22 protein-coding genes are annotated in these 25,630 nt (G+C 73.9%); 13 read left to right on the forward strand and 9 right to left on the reverse strand.

Features of this window, described 5'->3' with window-relative positions:
* Positions 1-70: 70 nt before the first annotated feature.
* The 5 genes from ACFYVJ_RS03170 (at position 71) to ACFYVJ_RS03190 (ending at position 6,060) form a co-directional block, all read left to right on the forward strand.
* Positions 71-1,990 (forward strand): glycoside hydrolase family 15 protein, encoded by a 1,920-nt coding sequence (locus tag ACFYVJ_RS03170; protein WP_388886058.1) that lies wholly within the window; start codon positions 71-73, stop codon positions 1,988-1,990.
* Positions 1,983-2,594 carry a histidine phosphatase family protein gene (locus ACFYVJ_RS03175; RefSeq protein WP_388886059.1) on the forward strand — a complete coding sequence of 204 codons (612 nt, stop codon included), beginning with the start codon at positions 1,983-1,985 and terminating at the stop codon, positions 2,592-2,594. Before ACFYVJ_RS03170 ends, ACFYVJ_RS03175 begins: the two co-directional genes overlap by 8 nt.
* A gap of 164 nt (positions 2,595-2,758) precedes the next feature.
* The gene (locus ACFYVJ_RS03180; RefSeq protein WP_388886061.1) at positions 2,759-3,742 is read left to right on the forward strand and encodes a hypothetical protein; all 984 of its coding nucleotides are present in this window, start codon (positions 2,759-2,761) and stop codon (positions 3,740-3,742) included.
* Between the two features lie 133 nt (positions 3,743-3,875).
* Positions 3,876-4,559 (forward strand): DUF3558 family protein, encoded by a 684-nt coding sequence (locus ACFYVJ_RS03185; RefSeq protein ID WP_388886063.1) that lies wholly within the window; start codon positions 3,876-3,878, stop codon positions 4,557-4,559.
* Positions 4,560-4,683: 124 nt separating this feature from the next.
* Positions 4,684-6,060, forward strand: a complete 1,377-nt coding sequence (locus tag ACFYVJ_RS03190) for a DUF2637 domain-containing protein (RefSeq protein WP_388886164.1) — start codon at positions 4,684-4,686, stop codon at positions 6,058-6,060.
* A gap of 24 nt (positions 6,061-6,084) precedes the next feature.
* Here the strand turns inward: ACFYVJ_RS03190 and lysS are convergent, their stop codons facing one another.
* Complete coding sequence (lysS, locus tag ACFYVJ_RS03195) at positions 6,085-7,806, reverse strand: lysine--tRNA ligase (protein WP_388886064.1); 1,722 nt, start codon at positions 7,804-7,806, stop codon at positions 6,085-6,087.
* Between the two features lie 130 nt (positions 7,807-7,936).
* Between lysS and argS the strand changes: the two genes are divergently transcribed.
* Both argS and ACFYVJ_RS03205 read left to right on the forward strand, forming a co-directional pair.
* Complete coding sequence (gene argS / locus ACFYVJ_RS03200) at positions 7,937-9,718, forward strand: arginine--tRNA ligase (protein WP_388886066.1); 1,782 nt, start codon at positions 7,937-7,939, stop codon at positions 9,716-9,718.
* Positions 9,719-9,755: 37 nt separating this feature from the next.
* Positions 9,756-10,589, forward strand: a complete 834-nt coding sequence (locus ACFYVJ_RS03205) for an alpha/beta fold hydrolase (protein WP_388886067.1) — start codon at positions 9,756-9,758, stop codon at positions 10,587-10,589.
* 14 nt (positions 10,590-10,603) lie between these two features.
* On the opposite strand, the gene ACFYVJ_RS03210 is transcribed toward ACFYVJ_RS03205, so the two are convergent.
* Complete coding sequence (locus tag ACFYVJ_RS03210; protein ID WP_388886069.1) at positions 10,604-11,539, reverse strand: DUF6924 domain-containing protein; 936 nt, start codon at positions 11,537-11,539, stop codon at positions 10,604-10,606.
* Positions 11,540-11,620: 81 nt separating this feature from the next.
* Positions 11,621-12,271, reverse strand: coding sequence for a helix-turn-helix domain-containing protein (locus tag ACFYVJ_RS03215; protein WP_388886070.1), 651 nt, complete (start codon positions 12,269-12,271; stop codon positions 11,621-11,623).
* A 55-nt stretch (positions 12,272-12,326) separates the two neighbouring features.
* Between ACFYVJ_RS03215 and ACFYVJ_RS03220 the strand changes: the two genes are divergently transcribed.
* The 4 genes from ACFYVJ_RS03220 to ACFYVJ_RS03235 all read left to right on the forward strand — a co-directional run bounded on the left by ACFYVJ_RS03220 (position 12,327) and on the right by ACFYVJ_RS03235 (position 16,442).
* On the forward strand, positions 12,327-13,421 hold the full coding sequence (locus ACFYVJ_RS03220; RefSeq protein WP_388886165.1) for an NAD(P)/FAD-dependent oxidoreductase: 1,095 nt from the start codon (positions 12,327-12,329) through the stop codon (positions 13,419-13,421).
* 41 nt (positions 13,422-13,462) lie between these two features.
* Positions 13,463-14,113, forward strand: a complete 651-nt coding sequence (locus ACFYVJ_RS03225) for a class I SAM-dependent methyltransferase (protein WP_388886072.1) — start codon at positions 13,463-13,465, stop codon at positions 14,111-14,113.
* A gap of 154 nt (positions 14,114-14,267) precedes the next feature.
* Positions 14,268-15,770 carry a hypothetical protein gene (locus ACFYVJ_RS03230; protein ID WP_388886074.1) on the forward strand — a complete coding sequence of 501 codons (1,503 nt, stop codon included), beginning with the start codon at positions 14,268-14,270 and terminating at the stop codon, positions 15,768-15,770.
* 15 nt (positions 15,771-15,785) lie between these two features.
* Positions 15,786-16,442: an NUDIX hydrolase gene (locus ACFYVJ_RS03235; protein WP_388886076.1), complete on the forward strand. Its 657-nt coding sequence runs from the start codon at positions 15,786-15,788 to the stop codon at positions 16,440-16,442.
* A 66-nt stretch (positions 16,443-16,508) separates the two neighbouring features.
* Here ACFYVJ_RS03235 and hemB read toward each other — a convergent pair whose 3' ends face one another.
* From hemB to ACFYVJ_RS03265, 6 genes are all read right to left on the reverse strand, one after another.
* Positions 16,509-17,525 carry a porphobilinogen synthase gene (hemB, locus tag ACFYVJ_RS03240; RefSeq protein ID WP_388886078.1) on the reverse strand — a complete coding sequence of 339 codons (1,017 nt, stop codon included), beginning with the start codon at positions 17,523-17,525 and terminating at the stop codon, positions 16,509-16,511.
* Between the two features lie 143 nt (positions 17,526-17,668).
* Positions 17,669-19,396, reverse strand: coding sequence for a uroporphyrinogen-III synthase (locus ACFYVJ_RS03245; protein ID WP_388886080.1), 1,728 nt, complete (start codon positions 19,394-19,396; stop codon positions 17,669-17,671).
* On the reverse strand, positions 19,393-20,439 hold the full coding sequence (hemC, locus tag ACFYVJ_RS03250) for a hydroxymethylbilane synthase (RefSeq protein WP_388886082.1): 1,047 nt from the start codon (positions 20,437-20,439) through the stop codon (positions 19,393-19,395). The genes ACFYVJ_RS03245 and hemC overlap by 4 nt, the downstream gene beginning before the upstream one ends.
* Entirely contained in the window at positions 20,436-21,875 is a 1,440-nt protein-coding gene (locus ACFYVJ_RS03255) for a glutamyl-tRNA reductase (RefSeq protein ID WP_388886083.1), read from the reverse strand. The genes hemC and ACFYVJ_RS03255 overlap by 4 nt, the downstream gene beginning before the upstream one ends.
* Entirely contained in the window at positions 21,872-22,684 is an 813-nt protein-coding gene (locus tag ACFYVJ_RS03260) for a redox-sensing transcriptional repressor Rex (RefSeq protein WP_388886085.1), read from the reverse strand. Before ACFYVJ_RS03260 ends, ACFYVJ_RS03255 begins: the two co-directional genes overlap by 4 nt.
* Before the next feature lie 143 nt (positions 22,685-22,827).
* On the reverse strand, positions 22,828-23,112 hold the full coding sequence (locus ACFYVJ_RS03265; RefSeq protein ID WP_388886087.1) for a glutaredoxin family protein: 285 nt from the start codon (positions 23,110-23,112) through the stop codon (positions 22,828-22,830).
* Between the two features lie 204 nt (positions 23,113-23,316).
* Between ACFYVJ_RS03265 and ACFYVJ_RS03270 the strand changes: the two genes are divergently transcribed.
* On the forward strand, positions 23,317-24,288 hold the full coding sequence (locus ACFYVJ_RS03270; RefSeq protein WP_388886089.1) for an HAD family hydrolase: 972 nt from the start codon (positions 23,317-23,319) through the stop codon (positions 24,286-24,288).
* 337 nt (positions 24,289-24,625) lie between these two features.
* Entirely contained in the window at positions 24,626-25,432 is an 807-nt protein-coding gene (locus ACFYVJ_RS03275) for an ECF subfamily RNA polymerase sigma factor, BldN family (protein WP_388886091.1), read from the forward strand.
* The last annotated feature ends 198 nt before the right edge of the window (positions 25,433-25,630 follow it).

Consider the following 25,630-nt stretch of genomic DNA (forward strand, 5'->3'; position numbering starts at 1 on the left):
GCGGCAGCCGTCGCGTGCGCGGGGCGGGAGAGTCGACGTATCGCCGCCGCCAGGGGAAGGAAGTGCCCTCGTGACCCCGGGCCCGTACCCGCCGATCGCGGACCACGGCATCATCGGAGACCTGCAGACCGTCGCGCTGGTCTCCGCCGAGGGCGTGGTCGACTGGCTGTGCGCGCCCCGCTTCGACTCCCCCAGCGTCTTCGGCGCGCTGCTCGACGCCGAGCGCGGCGGGCGCTTCGCGCTCACCGCCGACGCCCCCGACGCCGTCCCCCGCCAGATCTACCTGCCCGGGACCGCCGTCCTCGTCACCCGCTTCCTGTCCACCGGGGGCATCGGCGAGGTGCTGGACTTCATGCCGGTGGACCGCCCTGAGCAGCCCACGGACACCCACCGGGTGATCCGGCTCGTACGCGCCCTGCGCGGCCCGATGCGCTTCACGCTCGACTGCAGCCCCCGCTTCGACTACGGCCGCGACCCGCACCGGCTCGAACTCGACGGCCGCACCGCCCGGTTCCGCTCCGCCACCGCGGACGGGCACCTCCAGCTCCTCGGCCCGGTCGGGGACCTGACCCGCGAAGGGGACGACGTGCAGGGCGTGCTGGAGCTGGCGCAGGGGAGCACCGCGGCGGCGGTGTTCACCGTGTGCGCCCCCGGCGCGGACCCGCCCCCGGCCGCGTACGAGCGGGACGTGCACCGCGAGCTGAACAAGGTCCGGGCCTACTGGCACCGCTGGACCGCCCGCTGCACCTACCGGGGCCGCTGGCGCGAGGTGGTCACCCGCTCCGCGATCACGCTGAAGCTGCTGACGTACGCCCCGACCGGCGCCCCCGTGGCCGCCGCGACCATGGGCCTGCCCGAGCAGGTCGGCGGCGAGCGGAACTGGGACTACCGCTACACCTGGATCCGCGACGCCTCCCTGTCCGTACGCGCCCTCCTCGACCTCGGCTACGCCGCCGAGGCGGACGCCTACCGGCGCTGGCTCGGCCGGCTCCTCGGCGCCGCCCACGCCGCCCGCTCCGCGACCGGCACCGCGGTGGCCGCCGAGGACGCGGGCGACGCCCCCCGCGGCACCGTCACCGGCGAGCCGCTGCAGGTCATGTACCGCGTCGACGGCGACCCCCACCTGCCCGAGGAGACCCTGCCGCACTGGGAGGGCTACCGCCGCTCCGCCCCCGTGCGCGCCGGCAACGCCGCCGCCGACCAGCTCCAGCTCGACATCTACGGCGAGGCCGTCTACGCCCTCGCCCAGGCCAGCCGCACCGCGGGACCCGCCGGCTACGACGCCTGGCGCTACCTCGCCGCCCTCCTCGACTGGCTCACCGACCACTGGGACCGCCCCGACGAGGGCATCTGGGAGACCCGCGGCGGTCCGCAGGACTTCACCTACAGCCGGCTGATGTGCTGGGTCGCCTTCGAGCGCGGCATCCGCATGGCCGCTGACCTCGCCCGCCCCGCCGACGTCGCCCGCTGGACGGCCGCGCGCGACGCGATCTTCGAGCAGGTGATGGAGCGCGGCTACAGCCCGCGGCGACAGGCGTTCGTCCAGCACTACGGCGCCGAGGTGCTCGACGCCTCGCTGCTGCTGATGCCGCTCGTCGGCTTCGTCGCGCCGGCCGAGCCGCGCTGGCTGTCGACGCTGCGGGCGATGGAGGCGGAGCTGGTCACCGACAGCCTCGTGCACCGGTACGACCCGTCCGCCGCCCCCGACGGGCTGCGGGGCAGCGAGGGCACGTTCTCGCTGTGCAGCTTCCTGTACGTGTCGGCCCTCGCCGGCGCGGGGCACGTGGACCGGGCACGCTACGCGTTCGACAAAATGCTCACCTACGCCAACCACGTCGGCCTGTTCGCCGAGGAGATCGGCCCCACCGGTGAACAACTCGGCAACTTCCCGCAGGCGTTCACCCACCTCGCGCTCATCTTGGCCGCACTGACCCTGGACGAGGCGCTGGACGCCGCTGAGAAAGAAGGAGGCACGGCCCCCCATGGGTGACCTGCTGCTCGTACGGCACGGCCAGACCGAGTGGAGCCGCGACGGCCGCCACACGGGCCGTACGGATCTGCCGCTGACCGACGTGGGCGAGGACCAGGCCCGCGCGCTGGCCCCGCTGCTCGCCGGGCGGCGCATCGCCACGGTGCTGTGCAGCCCGCTGCAGCGCGCCGTGCGCACGGCGGAGCTGGCGCTGCCCGGCCGCCAGGGCACGGTGCTGGAGCCGCGGCTGCAGGAGTGGGACTACGGCGGCTACGAGGGCCTGACCACCCCGGAGATCCGCGCGGAGCGGCCCGGCTGGGACCTGTGGCACGACGGCGTGCCCCCGGGCGGCCCCGGCCACCCCGGCGAGGCGCTGGCCGCCGTCGGGCACCGGTGCGACGAGGTGCTGGCCGTCGCCGACGCGGCGCGGCAGGAGACGAACGGCGACGTGCTGCTCGTCGCCCACGGGCACGTCCTGCGCGTCCTCACCGCCCGCCGGCTGGGCCAGCACCCGGCCGCGGGCGCGCTGTACCGGCTGGAGACCGCCACGCTGTCGGTCCTCGGTACGGAACACGACAGACCCGTACTTCTCGGCTGGAACATCCCGGCGCGCAGCGCGCGATGACACGCGGCATGCCCGCCGCCGGAGCCTATGCGACAAGATAAGCGGGTCAACCGCCTTACGGCGGACACCCGACCGGACGAACCAGCAGGACGTGCGATAAACATTGTGGTCGTCCCCCACCCACGGACGGCACCATGTCCTGTAGTCGGAAGGAGCCTTCTCCCGTGCAGCGAAGGGCACTCGCGCAGGCCGTCGCGACGGCCGCCGTGCTCGCGGTCGCGCTGGCCGGCTGCACCGGCTCCGACCAGGGCAGCGGCGCGGTCGACAGCCAGACCGGCGGGGCCGGCGCGGCCTCCGTACCGGTGCCGTCGGGGAAGTACAGCACGCTGCCCGAGCCGTGCACGGCGCTGAGCACCGGGGCGCTGGAGGACCTGCTGCCGGGGACGGCGGACGAGGAGAGCGACGAGGACGCCGAGGCGGCCCTTGCCGGCGAGCCGGACCTGACGTATGACGCCGACCGGCAGGTGGGCTGCCGCTGGGAGCGGGAGACCACCGAGGGCGGGCACAAGCTGGAGTTGCAGTTCGAGCGGATCGTGTCGTACGACGACGAGGTCAGCGACGACCAGCAGGCCGCCCAGATCTACGCCGAGCGGGCCGAGGAGCACGACGTCGACGTGAGCAGCGGCCGGCCCGACCTGCCAGACAAGTCGGAGACGGGCAACGCCTCGGGCGGTGTCCCGGCCGCGGGCGAGAGCAGCCCGCCGGGCGGCGGCAAGGACGGGGACGCCGGCGCGAGCGACGAGCCCGGGACGGGCGGGGGCAGCGGCGAGGCGGGCGGCGAGGACTCCGAGGGCGGCACGGACGGCCGCACAGACAGTACGGACAGCACAGACAGCACCCCCAGCGGTACAGACGGCAGCACGGACGACGGTTCCGACTCCCCCGACGACGACTCCAGCCCCGCCGAGACCATCGCCCCCCGTCTCCTCGACAACATCGGGGACGAGTCGTTCCTCGACGACAAGACCGCCGGCGTCTCCTCCGGGGTACAGCGCGAGGTGACAGTGGTGTTCCGCACGTCGAACGTGGTGGTGACCGTCACGTACGACCAGTGGCACACCGCAGGAGTCGCGCCACCGGACAGCGCTGAGCTGCAACAGCGCGCCCAGCAGGTGGCCGACCGGCTCGCCGACCAGTTCGCCGACTGAGGTCCCGGCCGCCCCCGGTCGCCCGTACGCCGTCGGCGCCTGCGGGTACGCTCGCAAGCCGGCGCACGCGAGGCGCCTGGCCCAGGGCGTCGTGCCACCACGCGCCGCCCGACGACCGAGTGATGAAGGACCCATGCACCGCTCTACGACCCGCATCCCCCGAGCCCTGGCCGCCGCGGCCGTGCCCGTGATACTCGTCACCGCCGGCTGCTCCTCCGGTGACGACGGCGGCGACAGCGGCAAGCCGAGCAGCGCCGCGCCGTCCGCGGAGAGCAGCGAGCCGCAGATCGAGCCGGCGAAGTTCGCCAAGCTGCCCGACCCCTGCGGCGCGCTCGCGAAGGACAGCATCAAGGACCTGGTGCCGGGGGCGAAGAGCACCGCCGGCAAGGCGGGCAAGTCCGCCGACACCGCCCAGCGAAGCAGTTGCTCCTGGGACGGCCTCGACGGGTACCAGTGGCGCTGGCTCGACGTCTCCTACCAGCGCTACGACTCCGACCCCGCCGTCGGCAGCGGTGCCGACCGCGCCGCGGAGTACTACGGCAAGCAGGCCAGGGCCGCCGAGGCGGTCGACGGCGCCAAGGGCATGAAGACCTCCGCGCCTTCGGGCCTGGGCCAGAAGGCCGCCGGCTTCACGTACGAGACGACCGAGGACAAGCAGGACTACCGCAAGCAGACGGTCGTCTCGCTGCAGGAGAACGTCGTCGTCACCGTGAACTACCACGGCGCCGGTTTCCAGGGCTCGGATCAGCCCAAGTCCGCCGACCTGCTGAAGGACGCCGAGAAGGCGACCAAGGAGGCCCTGGCCGCGGTCAAGTGAGCGAACCTGCATACGCAAGCCCGTACAGCCGTGCGAGGCTAGCGTGGCTCCGGGCAGGGCCCGGAGCGGCAGGTGATCACCAGCGGAGAGGGAACGGCGCGTGGACAGGGCTCCTGCGATACGCATGAACCGGACGCACCGGATACTCATCTCCGTCGTCGTCCTCGGCGCGGTGGTGATCGCGGCGATCGGCTTCGCCGGGTCCTACGCGGCCGTGCGCGACCTCGCCGAGAAGAAGGGCTTCGGCGACTTCGCGGTCTTCTTCCCCATCGGCATCGACGCGGGCATCGTGGTGCTGCTGGCCCTGGACCTGCTGCTGACCTGGATCCGCATCCCGTTCCCGCTGCTGCGGCAGACGGCGTGGCTGCTCACGGCGGCGACGATCGCGTTCAACGGCGCGGCGGCCTGGCCGGACCCGCTGGGCGTCGGGATGCACGCGATCATCCCGGTGCTGTTCGTGGTGGCGGTGGAGGCCGCGCGGCACGCGATCGGGCGGATCGCGGACATCACGGCCGACAAGTACATGGAGGGCGTGCGCATCTCGCGCTGGCTGCTGGCCTTCCCCTCCACCTTCCGGCTCTGGCGGCGGATGAAGCTGTGGGAGCTGCGCTCGTACGAGGAGGTCATCCGCCTCGAACAGGACCGCATGGTCTACCGCGCCCGGCTGCGTGCCCGTTACGGCCGGGCGTGGCGGCGGAAGGCGCCGGTGGAGGCGGTCATGCCGCTGAAGCTGGCGCGGTACGGGGTGCCGCTGGCGGAGACGGCGCAGGCGGGGCTGGCGGCGGCGGGCATCGACGCCCCGCTGCGGCCGGCCGGATCGCCCGCGCGGACGGCGCATGCCCTGGAGCCCGCACAGGACGTACAAACAACACAAGCTGCACAGGTCGCACAAACTACACAGACCGCACAGGCTGTGCTGCCTGTACAGACCGCACCGTCCGCCCAGGTCGCGTACCAGCCCGCGGCCGCCGCCCCGATGGCCGAGCCGGCACCGCCCGCCGCCGTCACCGCCGCCGCCCCCGCGCCCGTACCGGTACCCGAGCCCGGGCCGCTGCCCGCCCCCGAGCCCGTCGCGACGATCCCGGGGCCCGCGCCGCGCCGCGATCTGCGCGCCCCCGTCGCCGTCAACGGCCACCAGCGGGCGGCGGCGCAGCGGCCGTCAGCCGCCGTTCCGCCGCCCCGGGAAACCGAGCCCGAACCCGAACCCGAGCCGGCGCCCGACCCGGCGCCCGAGCCCGTCGCGCCGCCCGCTCCCGCCGACGACCGCGCCGAGGTCGTCGGGCTGCCGGACGGCGTGCCGTACGACGACGCGCTCTTCGGCTTCTACCGCCAGTTCGTGCTGGACGAGGGCCGCTTCCCCTCCGCGCGCGCGTTCGCCCGCTACCTGCGCGACGTCCACGGCGTGGAGTACGCCGACGGCCGCGCGCTCGGCGAGCGCTACCTGCGCACGTACCTCCATGAGCTGAAGGCGCGCTACAACCAGGGCATGGGCACCGCCTGACCGGCGGCGCCCCGCCCCGCGGCCTCAGCCGCCCAGCAGCTCCCGCACCCGCTCCTGCCCGACCGCCAGCAGCAGCGTCGGCAGCCGCGGCCCCGTGTCGCGGCCCACCAGCAGCCGGTACAGCAGCGCGAAGAACGCCCGCTGCTCCGCCTTCAGCTCCGGCGTCGGCTTCGCGTCCGCGGGCAGCCCGGCGCGCAGCTTCGGCACCCCGTACAGCAGCGTCGTCAGCCCGTCCAGCGACCAGTGCTCGTCCAGACCGGCGAGCAGCAGCCGCAGCAGCTCCCGCTCGTCCTCGCCGAGCGACGCCAGCAGCTCCGCGTCCGCGTCCTTGCGTACCTGGGTGCGCTGGTCGGCCGGGACCTGGGTGGTGATCCAGCGCTCCGCCCTGTCCAGCCGCGGACGCGCCTCGGCCAGTGACGTCAGCGGGTGCTCCGGGTCGACCTCGGCGAGGATCCGCAGCGTCTGCTCGTCGTCGCCCGCGGTCACGTCGGTCACGGAGGCGAGCATGCGGTACGGCAGCGGGCGCGGCGTCGCCGGCAGCGGCCCGGCGGCGGTGCCCGCGGCGCGCTCGTACGCCGCGACGTCGCCCGGCTGCGCCGTACCCGCGCCGACCTTGCGGACGAGGGCGTCCCACTCGTCGTACGTCCGCTGGATCTCCTGGTCGAAGGCGACCTTGAACGACTGGTTCGGCCGGCGCCGCGCGTACAGCCAGCGCAGCAGCATCGGCTCCATGATCTCCAGCGCCTCGGCGGGCGTCGGCACGCCGCCCCTGGACGACGACATCTTCGCCATGCCGCTGATGCCGACGAACGCGTACATCGGGCCGATCGGCCGCTCCCAGCCGAAGATCCCGACGAGCTTGCCGCCGACGTTCCACGACGAGCCGGGCGAGTGGTGGTCGACGCCGGAGGGCTCGAAGACCACGCCCTCGTACGCCCAGCGCATCGGCCAGTCGACCTTCCAGACGAGCTTGCCGCGGTCGAACTCCGCGAGCCGCACCGTCTCGCCGTGCCCGCAGGCGCAGGTGTACGTCAGCTCGGTGGTCTCGTCGTCGTACGCGGTGACCGTCGTCAGGTCGCGCCCGCAGACCCCGCAGTACGGCTTGTACGGGTAGTACGCGCCGCCGGCCGTCAGGCCGTCGTCCTCGTCGGCGGCGCCCGAGCCCTCGGCCGCGGCCAGCTCCGCCTCGTCCACCGGCTTCTGCTGCTGCTTCTTCTGCTGCTTCGGCTTCGTGCGGAACTCGGCGAGGACCGCGTCGATCTCGGCGCGATGCCGCATCGCGAAGAGGATCTGCTCGCGGTACGCACCCGCCGTGTACATCTCCGTCTGGCTGATGCCGCGGTACGTCACGCCCATCTCGGCGAGCGCGCCCTCCATCGCCGCCTTGAAGTGCGCGGCCCAACTCGCGTGTGGGCTGCCCGCGGGCGCCGGCACGGCGGTCAGCGGCTTGCCGATGTGCTCCGCCCAGGACTCGTCGACGCCCTCGACGCCGGCGGGCACCTTGCGGAACCGGTCGTAGTCGTCCCAGGAGATCAGGTGCTCGCAAGGGACGCCGCGGCGGCGGATCTCGTCGGCCACCAGGTGCGGCGTCATCACCTCGCGCAGGTTGCCCAGGTGGATCGGTCCCGAAGGGGACAGACCGGAGGCGCAGACCACCGGTTTGCCGGGGGCGCGACGCTCCGCCTCGGCGATGACCTCGTCGGCGAAACGGGAGACCCAGTCGGCGGCCTCGGCGGTGGCACCCACAGTCCTGACTTCCTCTCTCTGCGCGCCTCTGCGGCGCTTGCGGGACCCATTCTCCCAAACAAAACCGCCTTGCCCTGCATGGGATACTGAGGACTCATCCCACCTCCAGAAGGAAGCGGCGATCACGAACATGGCCTCAGTCCCGTCCCTCGCCACCCAGGTCCGGCAGCGCGTCGCGGACGCCCTTGCGGCAGCACTGCCGCAGGAGGCGGCCGCCGACCCCCTGCTGCGACGCAGCGACCGGGCGGACTTCCAGGCCAACGGGATGCTGGCGCTGGCCAAACGGCTGAAGACCAACCCGCGCGAGCTGGCGGGACAGGTCGCCGCGCAGGTCGCCGCGGGCGACGTGCTCGCGGACGTCGAGGTCTCCGGGCCCGGCTTCCTCAACATCGCGGTGACGGACGCGGCGATCACGTCGAACCTCGCCGCGCGCGCCGCGGACGACCGCCTCGGCGTCCCGTACGCGGACGCCCCCGGCACGACCGTCATCGACTACGCCCAGCCGAACGTGGCGAAGGAGATGCACGTCGGGCACCTGCGCTCGGCGGTCATCGGCGACTCGCTCGTACGGGTGCTGGAGTTCACCGGCGAGACGGTGGTCAGGCGGCACCACATCGGCGACTGGGGCACGCAGTTCGGCATGCTCATCCAGTACCTGGACGAGCACCCGCACGAGCTGGACCGCGGCGGTGCGGACGGCGCCGCCGTCTCCGGCGAAGAGGCCGCCTCCAACCTCAACAGGCTCTACAAGGCCGCCCGCGCCGTCTTCGACGCCGACGACGCCTTCAAGGAGCGGGCCAGGCGCCGGGTCGTGGCGCTGCAGTCGGGCGACCCGGAGACGCGGGCGCTGTGGCAGCGGTTCGTGGACGAGTCGAAGCTGTACTTCTTCTCCGTCTTCGACAAGCTCGACATGGAGGTCAGGGACGCCGACATCGTCGGCGAGTCCGGCTACAACGACATGCTGGACGAGACCTGCGAGCTGCTCGCGGACGCGGGCGTCGCGGTCGACTCCGAGGGCGCGCTGTGCGTCTTCTTCGACGACATCAAGGGCCAGGACGGCCAGCCGGTCCCGCTGATCGTCCGCAAGTCCGACGGCGGCTACGGGTACGCGGCCACCGACCTGTCCGCCATCCGCGACCGGGTGTTCAACATCAAGGCGCAGACCCTGCTCTACGTCGTGGACCACCGGCAGTCGCTGCACTTCCGGATGGTCTTCGAGACCGCCCGCCGGATGGGCTGGCTCGACGGCGACGTGACGGCGACGCAGCTCGCGTTCGGCACGGTCCTGGGCAAGGACGGCAAGCCGTTCAAGACCCGGGCGGGCACGACCGTACGGCTGGAGGACCTGCTCGACGAGGCGATCGACCGGGCGTCGTCGGTGGTCCGGGAGAAGGCCGACAAGGCGGTGCCGCCGCTGACGGAGGCGGAGATCGCGGAGCGTGGCGCGCAGGTGGGCATCGGCGCGGTCAAGTACGCCGACCTGTCCACGTCCGCGGCCCGGGACTACAAGTTCGACCTGGACCAGATGGTGTCCCTGCACGGCGACACCTCGGTCTACCTCCAGTACGCGTACGCCCGGATCCGCTCCATCCTCCGGCGCGCCGGCGACACCGCGCACCCGGCGGCCCACCCGGAGCTGGCGCTCGAACCGGCGGAGCGGGCGCTCGGCCTGCACGTGGACGGCTTCGCCGCGGTGGTCGCGGAGGCGGCGGAGGAGCACGCGCCGCACAAGATCGCGGCGTACCTCTACCAACTCGCGTCGTTCTTCACCACGTTCTACGAGCACTGCCCGGTCCTGAAGGCGGACACCCCCGCCCAGGTGGAGAACCGCCTGTTCCTCAGCGACCTGACGGCCCGGACCCTGCACACCGGCATGGCCCTGCTGGGCATCCGCACCCCGGAGCGCCTCTGACCGACCGGTCGCGGGCGGCTCCCGTAGGGTGATCGCCATGAGCGACTGGCAGTTGACGCGGACCTTCCCCAGCTCCGCCGGGGAGGTCCGCTGGGACCGGCTCGGCGCTCCCGGCGGGCGGCCGGTGGTGCTGCTGCACGGGACGCCGTGGTCGTCGTACACCTGGCGGGCCGTCGCGCGGGCGCTGGCGCGGGGGCGCGAGGTCTACGTCTGGGACATGCCGGGGTACGGGCAGTCGGAGAAGCGCGCCGGGCAGGACGTCTCGCTCGACGCGCAGGGGCGGATCTTCGTCCAACTGCTGGATCATTGGCGGTTGGACGAGCCGCTGGTCGTCGCGCACGACTTCGGCGGCGCCGTCGCGCTGCGCGCGCACCTGCTGCACGGCGCCGCGTACCGCGCGCTGGCCCTCGTCGACCCCGTCGCGCTCGCCCCCTGGGGCTCGCCGTTCTTCCGTCTCGTGCGGGAGAACGCGCCCGTCTTCGAGCAGCTCCCGGCGGCGCTGCACACCGCGCTGGTCCGCGAGTACATCACCACCACCGGCGGCCCCGGCCTCCACCCGGCGGTCCTCGACGCCCTCGTCGCCCCCTGGACCGACGACGCCGGCCGCCCGGCCTTCTACCGCCAGATCGCCCAGGCCGACCAGCGCTACACCGACGAGATCCAGCCCCGCTACGGCGAGATCGACCTGCCGGCGCTCATCTGCTGGGGCACGGACGACACTTGGATCCCGGTCGCCAAGGCCCGTGAACTGCACGACCTCGTCCCGCACGCCGGGCTGGAGCTGTTCGAGGGCGCGGGCCACCTGGTCCAGGAAGACGCCCCGGCCGAACTGACCGCCGTCCTGCAGACGTTCCTCACCGAGCAGTCCTAGCCCCTGCTCTGCCCCTACGGCTCCTCCCACCACGGCTTCACGCCCTCCACGGTGACGTAGTCGAAGAAGTCCATGTTGGCGATCTCCAGGTTGCAGACCATGGAGCCGGCTTCGCGCCACGGCAGGACCGCGATGTGACCCGGGGCGTCGTCGAGGTCGACGGCGACGAGCGGCCGTTCCGCCCCGGCGAAGGTGCCGGCGTCGGCGAGCGCGACCAGTACGGTGTGCTCCGCGGGCGGGACCAGCGCCGGGACCGCGCCGGGCGGCAGGCCCGCGTAGGCGGGGTCGTCCACGACCAGCGCCGTCAGCGGGTAGTCGTCCACGTCGACGTCGTCCGGGTCGGCGTCCGCACCGACCCAGCCGTCCGCGTCGGCCCCGCCCAGCCCGGCCAGCAGGGCGCGCCAGCCGTCCTCGTCCTCGAAGCAGGTGCGGACCAGCAGGGCACCGTCGGTGACGGGCAGGGCGGGGAAGGCACGGGGCGGCGGGGTCGTCGGCGCGGGGAAGGCCGGGCGCCCGGCGTCGCCCTGGTAGGTGCCCCGGCTGTCCATCGCGCGGACGAGATCGTCGAACGCGAGCGTCCCGCCGAGCAGGGCGCCCAGGATCCCGCCGAGCCGGTCCGCCGCGACCCGGACCCCGCGCCCCGGTATCGCCGCCAGGTCCAGCAGCAGCGGCTCGCCGCCGTACACCGCGGCGCTGTCCACCAGGACGGCGACGGGCGCGGCGGAACCGCCGCGCGGGAGGAGCGCGGGCACGTTCCCGCCGCGCAGGCCGTCCCAGCCGGCGTCGGCGACGCGGCGCAGCCGGACCGGACCGCCGCCGTCCGGGACGAGCGCGGCACCGTCCCCGGCCGGGTCGCGCAGCCCGCCCCAGCGGGGTTCGCCGTGGTCGTAGTACGTGCAGATCACCAGCACCTCCCCGGACGCGGTCCGGGGCAGCTCCGGGCAGGACATGGCTTCCCTTCGACGGTTCGCCGCAAGATGCCCGGGAAGCTATCGCGCCGCACTGACAGCGGCCGCCCGGCGGCTCCTCCGCTACGAGGCCGACTTCGGGCGCGCGCGCAGGTGGGCGCGTTCGCCCTGGCCGCCGAAGAGGCTGAGGAACTCCACGGGTTCGTCGTCCGCCGCGCCGAACCAGTGCGGTACGCGGGTGTCGAACTCGGCCGCCTCGCCCGGTTCGAGGATCAGGTCGTGCTCGCCGAGGACGACGCGCAGCCGGCCGTTCATCACGTACATCCACTCGTAGCCCTCGTGGGTGCGCAGGTCCGGCTCCCGGCGCCCGCTGCCCGCGGGCAGGATCAGCTTGAACGCCTGGATGCCGCCGGCCCGGCGGGACAGCGGCAGCATCGTCATGCCGTTGCGGGTGACCGGGCGCAGGTGGATGCGGGGGTCGCCGGTGGGCGGGGCGCCGACTAGCTCGTCGAGCGTGACGCCGTGCGCGCGGGCCAGCGGCAGCAGCAGCTCCAGCGTGGGCCGGCGGCTGCCTGACTCCAGCCGCGACAGCGTGCTCACCGAGATCCCGGTGGCCGTGGACAGCTCGGCGAGCGTCTGCTCGCGCTGGCGGCGCAGCTCGCGCAGTCGGGGGCCGACGGCGGCGAGGGCGGTGTCGGGCTCCCCGCCCGGGTCGGGCTCGCCGCCGGGGTCGGGCTCGCCGCCGGGGTCGGGGGCGCTGTCGGTGTCAGCCATACGAAGAGTTTGCCATACCGGCAACAACGTTTGCGCTTTCAGCGGCTCCGGCCGCATCGTCGGCGGCATGGAGGTGGTCGACGTGACCGAGAGTGCCGAGAGGGCAGGGACGGCCGAGTGGGTCGGGGGCCCCGCGTGGGCGGAGGGCCCCGAGGCGGCCGACGAGCCGGCGGAGAGCTACGAGGCCGTGGTGGTCGGCGGCGGCGCGGCCGGGCTGACCGGTGCGCTGATGCTGGCCCGCTCCCGCCGCTCCGTGGCGGTGATCGACGCGGGCGCCCCGCGCAACGCCCCGGCGGAGGGCGTGCACGGGCTGCTGGGCCGCGAGGGCATGCCCCCGGGCGAGCTGCTGGCGCGCGGCCGGGCCGAGGTACGCGGGTACGGGGGCCACGTGGTGCCCGGCGAGGTCACCGGCGTGGCCCGGGAGTCCGCGCCCGGCACCGGCGGCGGGCCCGGGGAGGGGGAGGGCGGGTTCGTCGTCACCCTCGCCGACGGCAGGTCCGTACGGGCCCGGCGGCTCCTCGTCACCACCGGCCTCGTCGACGAGCTGCCCGCCGTCCCCGGCGTGCGCGAGCGCTGGGGCCGGGACGTACTGCACTGCCCGTACTGCCACGGCTGGGAGGTCCGCGACCAGGCCGTCGGCGTGCTGGCGACCGGGCCGATGGCGCTGCACCAGGCGGTGCTGTTCCGGCAGTTGAGCGCCGACGTCACGTACTTCGCGCACACCACCGAGCCCCCGGCGGGCGAGGACGCCGAGCAGTTGGACGCCCTCGGCGTGCGCGTCGTCACCGGCGAGGTCGCCGGCCTGGAGGTCGCCGCCGACCGGCTCACCGGCGTACGTCTCGCGGACGGCACCGTCGTCCCCCGCCAGGCGCTCGTAGTGGCCCCGCGCATGGTGGCCCGCGGCGGGCTCCTGACCGCGCTCGGCCTCACGCCCGTCGCCCACCCGTCCGGCATGGGCGAGCACATCCCCGCCGACGCCACCGGCCGGACCGACGTACCGGGGGTGTGGGTCGCGGGCAACGTCACCGACATGACCGCCCAGGTCCACGCCGCGTCGTCGGCAGGCGCCATGGCGGGCGCGCAGATCAACGCCGACCTGGTCGCCGAGGACACCCGCCGGGCGGTCGCCGCCCGCCGGGTCGGCGTGTGACGAACGTACCGACCGAGACGACGACAGAGAGGGTCACCGGGATGACGAACGCGACGGAAGAGTTCGGCGAGGCGTACTGGGAAGAGAGGTACCGCGCCCGCGACGCGATCTGGAGCGGCCGGCCCAACACCCAGCTCGTGGCCGAACTCGCCGGCCTGCCGCCCGGCACCGCCCTGGAGGCCGGCTGCGGCGAGGGCGCCGACGCCATCTGGCTCGCCGAGCGCGGCTGGCGGGTGACGGCGGTGGACATCTCCGCCACCGCGCTGGACCGGGCTCGCGCCCACGCCGAGGCGCGCGGCCCGGAGGTCGCGGAACGCATCACGTGGGTACGGGCCGACCTGACCGACACCACCCCGGACGGGGCCCCCTTCGACCTGGTCACCACCCACTACGTCCACACCACCGCCTCCCGCCAGGCGCTCTTCGGCCGGCTCGCGGCGATGGTGGTCCCCGGCGGCACCCTGCTGGTCGTCGGCCACCACGAGACGGACCCCCGGGCCGCGGACATCGCCGAGGCGCACCCGGGCGTGCACTTCACCGCCGAGGACGTGGCGGCGGACCTGGCCACGGGAGCCTGGGACATCGACGTGGCCGAGGTCCGCACCCGCCGGGCTCCCGAAGGCCACGAACCCCACGGCCCCGACCAGCCGGCCGAGCACCACGACGCGGTGCTGCGCGCACGGCGGCGCTGACCGCCGCGGGGCCCCCTCCCCGGGCGGCTCCTCCGGCGACGGAGGAGCCGCCCGCGCGGTGCACACCCCTCCCGGGGATCCGGGTGCCGCCCGTCCCGCGATGCGGCAGGATGACCGCGCGGGACGACCGACGGCGACCGGCAGGGTGGGGCAAATGGCAACGAGACAGTGGGAGTTCCGGGACCTCCGCGACCGCTACCCGGTCATGGCACAGGCACTGGACAACCAGTGGCTGCCGCCCTCCGCCGCGGCGTCCCGGCAGGCGGCGACCGCCGGCTCCGGCCCGGACGACGCGTCTCTCGCCGCGGCCTCCGCGGAACTGCGCCGGGCCCTGGTCAACAGCGGCACGCTGGTCGCCAACCGCGCCTACTTCCTCAACAATCCCGCCCTGTACGAGAACTTCGCCGCCGGCGCCCCCGCCGACGAGCGCCGTGCCTTCGCCCGCCTGCTCAACGACGGCAGCCTCGTCCCCTTCCTGCTCGGCGAGCGCGACCCCGCGGAGCGCCCCGCCCACCTCGACCGCGAGCGGGTGCACCGGTTCAGCATCGACGACCGGGTCCACCGGAGCTGGCAGCGGCTGCTGGAGGAAGAGGCGGAACCGGCATCCGTCCGGCTGTCCTGGGACGACGACGCGAACCGCGCCGCGGCGCGGCGCATCGGCGAGTACTTCGGCCGCAACGTCATCACCCTCAACCGGCTCGACCCGGTGCTGCTCGCCGAGGACCTCGACATCCCGGCCGAGCAGGCGGACGCCATGCGCCGCGGCATCCTCACCGACATCGCCCGCTGGTCCGTCGAGCAGGACCCGGACACGGCCATCACGCGCAACGCGGTCTACGAGAACTTCTTCACCCGCCCCGGCACCCAGCCGCACGAGCGGCTGCTGCGCGACGGCGACCACATCCTGACCGCCAAGCAACTCGTGGACCTGCTCTACAACATCGGCGTGCCGGTCGCCGCCGACATCGTCGCCGCCACCCCGCCGCAGTCCCCGCCCCGCAGCGCCCTCCAGGAGCTGACCGCCGCGGCCGCCGACCCGGTCGCCGATCCCGAGGCGCTCGGCAAGCTGCTGCGCCACGTCTTCGCCGACGCCCTGCACCGCGCCGTCGACGGGCCCGACTCGTACGGCAGCCTCTCCCTCGCCGAGATAGTCGCGCTGCGCCAGGAGGAGGAGTGGCGCGCGTACATCGACGCGCTCAGCGGCTTCGTCACCTCCGGCTTCACCTCCGACCTGGTGCCCTCGCCCCACGACTTCGCCGCCGCCACCGCGCAGATCGCCCGGCTCCACGCGCGGATGCTGCGCCGGGCGCGGAAGATCAGCCGCGGGCCCGGGGCCTTCCGGCGCGAGATGGGCGTCATGCTGATCCTGGAGTCGCCGGGCGTCGTCCTGCGGGTGCTGGCGGGCGAAGCCTCCCTGCTCAGCGGCTCACTCGATGCCGTCAGCGTGGTCGCGGGACCGCTGGTGATGCGCCTGGTGTTCAAGGAGGCCCGCGCGTCCCGGGGCGGCCTCGGGCACAGCATCACCCTCCCCGCGCTGCGCCTGCGCAGCCTGCGCAAGGACTGGGAGACGATACTCCGCGCCTACGGCCAGGAGACCCGGCCCGCCAGGGGCGACCTGGCGGCGAACGAGGCGGACCAGCAGGTGACCGCACCCTAGGCAAGCGGAGGACGGATGACGGTCGAGCACGATCCGCTGGAGCATTATCTGAAGCTGCGCCGCGACCACCCCGGGCTGTTCCTGAACCAGCCGGGCGGCATCGAGATCCTCGACGGCGTGACGGAGGTGGACGGGGTTCCGGTCGGGGTGGTCTACCGCGACCCGTACGTGACGATCGTGCGCGATCCGGTCCGTTTCCCGGACGGCAGGCGCGGCACGTACATCCGGCTGCTCGACGCGGCGGGTGCCCCGGGCGTCGTGACGCTGCCGCTGCTCGGCGGCGGCGCCCAAGTGGTGCTCCTGGAGCACTACCGGCACGCCACCCGCGACTGGCACGTGGAGGTGCCGCGCGGCTTCGGCACGCCGGGGCTGAGCGCACCCGAGAACGCCGCCAAGGAGGTCGCGGAGGAGATCGGCGCGACGGCCCGCGGGATCGTTCCGCTGGGGCGGCTGCACCCGGACAGCGGTCTCGCGGGCGGGCACGTGGAGCTCTACGCGGTGCACGTCGACGGCTGCGGCGAGCCGGGCCGGCGGGAGGGGATCCGCCGCGTGTTCAGCGTGCCCCCGGCGGAGGCGGAGGACCTGGTGCGCACGGGGCGGATCACCGACGCGTTCACCATCGCCGTGCTGACCCGCGCCCGCCTGGCGGGGCTGCTCGCAGGCGAGGCGTGAGGGGGCCGGTGACCGCGGCTGCCCGGCGCGCCACCGCGACCGCGGGCGCCCGGCCCCCGTGCGTCGTCAGCCGCGCAGCTTTCGGGCCGCGTCCATCGCCCAGTACGTCAGGATCATCTGCGCCCCGGCCCGCCTGATCCCCGTCAGCGTCTCCATCATCGCCGTGTCCCGGTCGACCCAGCCGCGCTCCGCCGCCGCCTCGACCATCGCGTACTCACCCGAGATCTGGTACGCCGCCACCGGCACGTCCGACGCGTCGGCGACCCGGCGCAGCACGTCCAGATACGGCCCGGCCGGCTTGACCATCACCATGTCGGCACCCTCGGCGAGGTCGAGGGACAGCTCCCGCAGCGCCTCGCGGCCGTTCGGCGGGTCCTGCTGGTACGTCTTCCGGTCGCCCTTCAGCGAGGAGTTGATCGCCTGGCGGAAGGGCCCGAAGAAGGCGGAGGAGTACTTCACCGTGTACGCGAGGATCCCCGCGTCCTGGTGGCCCGCCCGGTCCAGGGCCTCGCGGATCACCGCGACCTGGCCGTCCATCATGCCGCTCGGACCCAGCACGTGCGCCCCGGCGTCCGCCTGCACCACGGCCATCTCCGCGTACCGCGCGAGCGTCGCGTCGTTGTCGACCCGGCCGGCGGCGTCCAGCACCCCGCAGTGCCCGTGGTCGGTGGTCTCGTCCAGGCACACGTCGGACATGATCACCAGGTCGTCCCCGACCTCGGCCCGCACGTCGCGCAGCGCGACCTGGAGGATGCCGTCCGGGTCCGTCCCCGCCGAGCCGATCGCGTCCTTCTTGTGCTCCTCCGGCACGCCGAAGAGCATGATCCCGCCGACGCCCGCGGCGACGGCCTCGGCGGCGGCCTTCTTCAGGGTGTCGCGGGTGTGCTGCACGACGCCGGGCATGGACGTGATCGGCGCCGGCTCGTCGATGCCTTCGCGTACGAAGGCGGGCAGGATCAGCTCCGCCGGGTGCAGCCGGGTCTCGGCGACCATGCGCCGCATCGCGGGCGTGGTGCGCAGCCGCCGCGGGCGGACGACGGGAACGGTGACGGGGCCGGGGTGCGGGGCGTCGGTGCCGGACACGTGTGCTTACCTCCGTGGTGCTCCGGGGCGCCCGGTGGCCGGCCCGGCGAGGGAGGGCACATCCGGACGCGCCCCCCACCGGGCCGCGGGGGCCAGGTGATTCCACCGTACGCCCCCGCCCCGACACTCCCCGCCGGCCCCCGTCAGCTCGTGGTCGTCGTCCGCGCCCGCCGCCGCGGCCTGCGCTCGCTGGGCCGGGTGACATGCTCCCCGGCCTCGACCGCCGCCGCCCGGCGCCGCGCGCCGAACTCCGCCAGCGCCTCGGCCAGCCGGTGCACGGACGGCTCCGGCGCCATGACGTCGACGCGCAGCCCGTGCTCCTCCGCCGTCTTCGCGGTGGCCGGGCCGATACAGGCGATGATCGTGACGTTGTGCGGCTTGCCGGCGATGCCGACGAGGTTCCGCACCGTCGAGGACGAGGTGAACAGCACGGCGTCGAACCCGCCGCCCTTGATCGCCTCGCGGGTCTCGGCCGGCGGCGGCGACGCGCGCACCGTGCGGTACGCGGTGATGTCGTCGACCTCCCAGCCGAGGTCCTTCAGCCCCGCCACCAGCGTCTCGGTAGCGATGTCGGCCCGCGGCAGGAACACCCGGTCGATCGGGTCGAAGACCGGGTCGTACGGCGGCCAGTCCTCCAGCAGCCCGTGCGACGACTGCTCGCCGCTGGGCTGGAGGTCGGGCCGTACGCCGAACTCCACCAGCGCCGCCGCCGTCTGCTCGCCGACCGCGGCGACCTTGATCCCGGCGAACGCGCGGGCGTCCAGCCCGTACTCCTCGAACTTCTCCCGCACCGCCTTGACGGCGTTGACGGACGTGAAGGCGATCCACTCGTACCGCCCGGTGACCAGGCCCTTGACCGCCCGCTCCATCTGCTGCGGGGTGCGCGGCGGCTCGACGGCGATCGTCGGCACCTCGTGCGGCACGGCACCGTACGAGCGCAGTTGCTCGGACAGCGACGCCGCCTGCTCCTTCGTCCGCGGCACGAGCACGTGCCAGCCGAAGAGCGGCTTGGACTCGAACCAGGCCAACTGCTCGCGGCGGGCCGGCGCGCTCTGCTCGCCGACGACCGCTATGACCGCCTGCCCGGCGTCCGGCGACGGCAGCACCTTCGCGGACTTCAGCACCTGCGCGACGCTGCCGAGCGTGGCGCTGAACGTCCGCTGCCGCGTCGTCGTGCCCGCGAGCGTGACCGTCATCGGGGTGTCCGGCTTGCGGCCGGCGGCGACCAGCTCGCGCGCCGTCGCCGCGGTGGCCTCCAGGGACGTCTGCACCACGAGCGTGCAGTCGCTGGCGCCCGCCTCGCCCCAGATCTGCTCCGAGGCGGTCGCGGCGTCCACGACGCGCACGTCCGTACCCTGCGGGTCGTGCAGCGGCACACCGGCGTACGCGGGCACGCCCACGGCGGTCGCGACCCCGGGCACCACCTCGAAGGAGATGCCCTCCGCGGCGCACGCGCGCATCGCCTGCGCGGCACCCCCGTCGAGGCCCGGATCGCCCGCCACGGCATGCACGACCCGCCTGCCGGCGCGCGCGGCCTCCATGACAAGATGGCCTGCGTCAGCGGCCGTTGGCGGTTCGTCGTCCCCCGCGGCCGCCGACGTATGCGCCGCGGGCGCAGCCGACGTGTGCGGCATGACCGCGCCGGCGCGCGCGTGAGCACGTACGACGGCGAGGACCTTGGGGTCGGCGATCAGGACGTCGGCGGCAGACAGCGCTTCCACGGCGCGCAGCGTCAGCAGTCCTGGATCTCCGGGTCCTGCGCCCAGGAACGTGACGTGCCCGCGGGCGGCGGGTCCAGGCGGGCGGGCCGCGCCGGTCGCTGCGGTACGCGCCGACGCGCTGGCCTTACGGGTCGAAGGCGTGGGGCTCAAAGTCGCTCCCCCATCAGACCGGCCGCGCCCTTGGCGAGCATCTCTTGTGCGAGCTCGCGTCCGAGCGCCACGGCGTCGTCACACGACGCCGGCACGGGGCCGGTGGCGGACATCTGCACCAGAGCGGAGCCGTCGGGTGTGCCGACGACGCCGCGCAGGCGCATCTCGGTGACAGTGGACGCTGTGCCCAGTTCGGCCCCGGAGGGACCCTCCGCGTGCAGGTCGGCGAGCGCGCCCACGGGCGCGCTGCAGCCGGCCTCCAGGGCGGCGAGCAGCGTCCGCTCGGCGGTGACGGCGACCCGCGTCTGCGGGTCGTCGAGCTCCGCGAGCTGGGCGGTCAGGTGCGCGCTCGACGAGGCGCACTCGACCGCCAGGGCCCCCTGGCCGGGGGCGGGCAAGACTGCGTCGAGGGGGATCAGCTCGGTGACCTCGGCCAGCCGGCCGAGGCGGCTGAGCCCCGCCGCGGCGAGCGCGACGGCGTCGAGCTCGCCCTTCTGTACGTACCCGATGCGGGTGTCGACGTTCCCGCGGACCGGGACGGTCTCTATCGCGCCGCCGAGGGAGCGGGCCCAGGCGTGCAACTGGCACGCGCGGCGCGCGGAACCGGTGCCGATACGGGGCCGGGCGCCGGCGGCGAGCAGGTGCTCGAAGCCGAGGCCGTCGCGGGCGACGAGCACGTCCCGCGGGTCCTCGCGGGGCGGCACGGCGGCGATGACCAGTTCCTCGGGCTGCGTGGTCGGGAGGTCCTTCAGCGAGTGCACCGCGAGGTCCACCTCGCCCTGCACCACGGCCTCGCGCAGGGCGGCGACGAACACGCCCTGGCCGCCGATCTCGGACAGGTGCTGCCGGGACACGTCCCCGTACGTGGTGATCTCGACCAGCTCGACGGAGCGCCCGGTGAGACGGCGTACCGATTCGGCAACCTGCTCGGACTGCGCGAGGGCGAGCTTGCTGCGCCGCGTGCCGAGGCGCAACGGGCGCTGGAAGCGCGGGGCTTCCTGCGCCCCGGCCCCCTTCGCCTGCGTCGGCTTGGCTGCGGTCATGACGGCTCCCGTTCACTGCGTGCACTGGCCGCCGCGCGGCCGGAGTCCGCGCGGCTGACGGCGTCGACGGTGGCCGGGTCGAGGTCGAAGAGCTCCCGCAGGGCGTCCGCGTACCCCGCTCCGCCGGGCGTGGCGGCCAGCTCCTTGACCCGTACGGTCGGCGCGTGCAGCAGCTTGTCCACGACGCGGCGCACGGTCTGCGCCACCTCGGCCCGCTGACGTTCGTCGAGCCCGGGCAGCCTACCCTCCAAACGGGCGATCTCGCCCGCCACGACGTCCTGGGCCATGGTCCGCAGCGCGACCACGGTGGGCGTGATGCTGGCGGCGCGCTGCGCGGCGCCGAAGTCGTCGACCTCGCCGGCGACGATGGTCCGTACCTGGTCCACGTCTGCGGCCATGGGCGCGTCGGCGGAGGCGCCGGCGAGCGCCTCGATGTCGACGAACCGCACCCCCGGCGTCTCGTGCAGCGCGTGATCGATATCACGCGGCATGGCCAGGTCGAGCAGAGCGAGAGGAGTGTCCCCGGTACGGCGGGCCAGTGCGCCGCGTACCTCGTCGGCCGTCAGCACCAGGCCGGTCGCGCCCGTGCAGGAGACGACCACGTCCGCCGTCACCAGCTCGTCCGCGATCTCGTCCACGCGCACCGCGCGGGCCACCGCGGCGGCGCCCGCGGACCCGGGCTGCGCCGGGATCGAACCCGCCGCGGGCGACCCCGTACCCCAGCCGCCGGCGACCGCGGAGCCCGCGTTCAGGCTCGCCGCCAGGCGCTCCGCGCGCTCGTACGTGCGGTTGGCGATCACCAGCTCCGCCGCCCCCGCGCGCGCCAGCGTCGTCGCCGCCAGCGACGACATCGAGCCCGCGCCGATCACCAGCGCGCGGCGGCCCGCCACCCACTCGGCCACCGGAGTGCCGGCCGTGAGCTGCGCCAGCCCGAACGAGACCAGCGACTGCCCCGCCTTGTCGATCCCCGTCTCGCTGTGCGCCCGCTTGCCGACCCGCAGCGCCTGCTGGAACAGGTCGTTCAGGGTCCGGCCCGCGGTGTGCAGCCGTTGCCCGAGCGCGAGCGACTCCTTGATCTGGCCGAGGATCTGCCCCTCGCCGACGACCATGGAGTCCAGCCCGCAGCCCACCGTGAAGAGGTGGTGCACTGCGCGGTCCTCGTAGTGCACGTACAGGTGCGGCGTCAGCTCCTCCAGGCTCGCGCCCGCGTGCTGCGCCAGCAGCGTCGACAGCTCGGCGACGCCCGCGTGGAACTTGTCCACGGCGGCGTACAGCTCGATCCGGTTGCACGTGGCCAGCACCGCCGCCTCCGTGACCGGAGCCGCCGCCACCGCGTCCGCGAGCAGCTTCGCGCGCGCGTCGGGCGCGAGCGAGGCCCGCTCCAGCACGCTCACGGGCGCGCTGCGGTGGCTGAGGCCGACGACGAGGACACTCATGCGGGCATCACGGCGGGCACGTCCCCGTCGGGCCCCTGCCCGGTGCGCTTCTTCGCCGCGGCGGTGGGGCCCGCCGCCGCGTCCGCCCCGGACGTGCCGCCCTGTGCCGCGGCGGCCGCCGCCTCGGCCTCGCGCAGCTCGGCCTCCTCGCCGGCCTTGCGCTGCTCGTGGAAGGCGAGGATCTGCAGCTCTATCGAGAGGTCGACCTTGCGCACGTCGACGCCCTCGGGGACGTTCAGGACGGTCGGCGCGAAGTTGAGGATCGAGGTGACGCCCGCCTCCACCAGCCGGTTGCAGACGGCCTGCGCGGCGCCCGCGGGGGTGGCGATGACGCCGATGGAGACGCCGCTCTCCTTGATCAGCGGCTCCAGTTCGTCGGTGTGCCGCACGGTCAGGCCCGCCACCTGCTTGCCGGTCATGGCCCGGTCGGCGTCGATGAGCCCGGCGACGCGGAAGCCGCGGGAGGCGAAGCCGCCGTAGCCCGCGAGGGCGGCGCCGAGGTTACCGATACCGACGATGACCACGGGCCAGTCCTGGGTCAGGCCCAGCTCGCGGGAGATCTGGTAGACGAGGTACTCGACGTCGTAGCCGACGCCGCGGGTGCCGTAGGAGCCGAGGTACGAGAAGTCCTTGCGCAGCTTCGCCGAGTTGACGCCGGCGGCGGCGGCCAGTTCCTCGGAGGAGACCGTGGGCACGGAGCGCTCCGAGAGCGCCGTGAGGGCCCGCAGATACAGCGGGAGCCGGGCGACGGTGGCCTCGGGGATCCCTCGGCTTCGGGTCGCCGTTCGGTGAGTTCGGCCAGTTGCCACAGTGCTCCTGACGCTAGCGCGGTGCCGCGTACGGCCCGCCGGGGCGAAACCGCACTGATGAGAGAAGGCTATGCCTTTGTGAACGCGTGCACAAAGATGGTGTCCGCTTTGTCCGGGCAAAGTGACGGGCGTCACCCCGAGGGTCACGACCGCAGCGCCCGCCGCAGCCTCTCCGGGTCGACCCGCCAGAAGTCGTGCTGCTCACCGTCCACGAGGACCACCGGGATCTGCTCCCAGTAGCGCCGGTACAGCTCCTCGTCCCGGGTGATGTCCCGCTCCTCCCAGCCGGCGCCCAGCTCCGCGCAGACGGCGACGACCACCTCGCGCGCCTCGTCGCACAGGTGGCAACCGGGCTTGCCGATGAGGGTCACGGTCCGGTCGGCGGGGGCGGGCGCGGAGGCGGCGGTCTTACGTCGCAACAGGCTCATGACATCGATTGTGCCGTCCTGCGCGGGCATCCGGAGCCGCCCGTAAGCGAGCAGAACAGGACAGCGAGCGGGCACACAACGAAAGAAGCCGGGCAAGAGGCATGCAGAGGCGAGCAGGAACCACCCGGGAGTTCACGCGCGCGTCCGCGGAGGCCCAGCCCCTCGACACCGGTTGGCCCGCCTCGCACCGTTATGCTCATCGGCATGGCCGCATTCGGATGGCTCAGCCGCAGACGCCGCGCGACCGCACGCAGCGTCGCGGCCGGCGAGGCCGCGGCCGAGGCGGCGCGCAAGACGTCGCAGGAGCTGGAGCACGCGGAAGCCGTACGCGCGGAGGGCGTCACGCCGGACGGCGAGGCCCAGGCGGCAAAAGAGGACGAGGAACCGGACTTCCCCGTCCACGGCGACGTGCACGCGGCGGCCTTCTTCGACCTCGACAACACGATCATGCAGGGCGCCGCGCTCTACCACTTCGGCCGCGGGCTCTACAAGCGCAAGTTCTTCCGCACCCGCGACCTCGCCCGGTTCGCCTGGCAGCAGGCGTACTTCCGCCTCGCCGGCGCCGAGCACTCGGGCCACATGGAGGACGCGCAGTCCAGCGCGCTCTCCATCGTGCAGGGCCATCGGGTCGCCGATCTCATGGAGATGGGCGAGGAGATCTACGACGAGTACATGGCCGAGCGCATCTGGCCCGGCACCCGCGCGCTCGCGCAGGCGCACCTCGACGCCGGCCAGAAGGTGTGGCTCGTCACCGCCGCCCCCGTCGAGACCGCGACGATCATCGCCCGCCGGCTCGGCCTGACCGGCGCGCTGGGCACGGTCGCGGAGTCCGTCGGCGGCGTCTACACCGGGCGGCTGGTCGGCGAGGTGCTGCACGGCCCCGCCAAGGCCGAGGCGGTACGGGCCCTGGCCGCCGCCGAGACGCTGGAGCTGGGGCGCTGCGCCGCGTACAGCGACTCGGCCAACGACATCCCGATGCTCTCCCTTGTCGGCCACCCGTACGCGATCAACCCCGATGCGCGGCTGCGCAAGCACGCGCGCGAACACGGATGGCGGCTGCGCGACTACCGTACGGGCCGCAAGGCGGCGAAGGTCGGCATCCCGGCCGCGGCGGGCGTCGGTGCGGTGGCGGGCGGCGCGGCCGCGGCGGCCGCGCTGCAGCGCCGCCGCCGCTGAATCGGGCGCACTTGTCCACCCCCCGGCCGGCGCCCCCGGCCCCGTGGTCAACGGGGCGCCGGCAGTTTACCCGTGACCGATTCCTCCGGGAAACACACAACACGCCCGTGAACCAGGCAGTTCGTGTCACTTACCGATCAAACTCAATCCGGCGGCTGATACTTGAGGGGTCGCCAAGAGGCTACAGATCGGACGGAAACGGTGATTTGAGCAACTGGAGGTAGCGCGCCCGACACGAAGCGTTATTCTCCTCAGACGCAATCCGGTGCCCGCACATACCTACGTCGGTCAACGGTCCCGCACTGAACGTGATGGAAGCACTGCCTCTGGGAGTCCCGTGTACCCATACGTCGGGGTTGACGCCTCAGGCCTGGCTACGCTGCGCGCGCAGGTAATTCAGCAACTGCGCCTCTTCTCGCCCGCCCTGGCCGTCGCCGGCCCCGCCGCGAGTCCCGCCGCCGGCCCGGTGGCGGGCCCCGCCTACGCCCTCACCGACGGCAGCGCCGCCGTCGGCAGCAGACGCCGGCAGGCCGGCGGCGCGGGCACCCGCGAGCGTAACGGCAGGCAGACCAGGCAGCCGCAGCCCTCGACCGGCGACAGCCGCCGGATGATGGACCTGGTCGAGCGCGCCCAGTCCGGCGAGACCGAGGCGTTCGGCCGGCTCTACGACCAGTACGCCGACACCGTCTACCGCTACATCTACTACCGCGTCGGCGGCCGGGCGACGGCCGAGGACCTCACCTCGGAGACGTTCCTGCGCGCCCTGCGCCGGATCGGCACGTTCACCTGGCAGGGCCGCGACTTCGGCGCCTGGCTGGTGACGATCGCGCGCAACCTGGTCGCGGACCACTTCAAGTCCAGCCGGTTCCGGCTGGAGGTCACCACCGGCGAGATGCTCGACCCCAGCGAGACGGAGCGCAGCCCCGAGGACTCCGTGCTGGAGTCGCTGTCCAACACCGCGCTGCTGGAGACCGTCCGCAAGCTCAACCCGCAGCAGCAGGAGTGCGTGACCCTCCGCTTCCTCCAAGGGCTGTCGGTGGCCGAGACCGCCAAGGTGATGGGCAAGAACGAGGGCGCGATCAAGACCCTGCAGTACCGGGCGGTGCGCACCCTGGCCCGGCTGCTGCCGGACGACGCCCGCTGACGGGAAGCGATCCCCCTTGACTCTTCCGATACCCGGGGCGTTCGCGCCCACCGAAGTAGTATCAACGGCACCGCGTAACCCGACTGCCCTGCCCGTCGTTGAGCGGGTAGCAGGGCTTCTTCGGTCGCGGATTGTCCACCCTGGCTCACCCCTTCGGGTGAAATGGGTCAAGGAGTACAACTACGCGGGCGGGATAGG

It is taken from the genome of Streptomyces sp. NPDC004134 (assembly GCF_042874195.1).
In the GTDB taxonomy this organism is placed as follows: domain Bacteria; phylum Actinomycetota; class Actinomycetes; order Streptomycetales; family Streptomycetaceae; genus Streptomyces.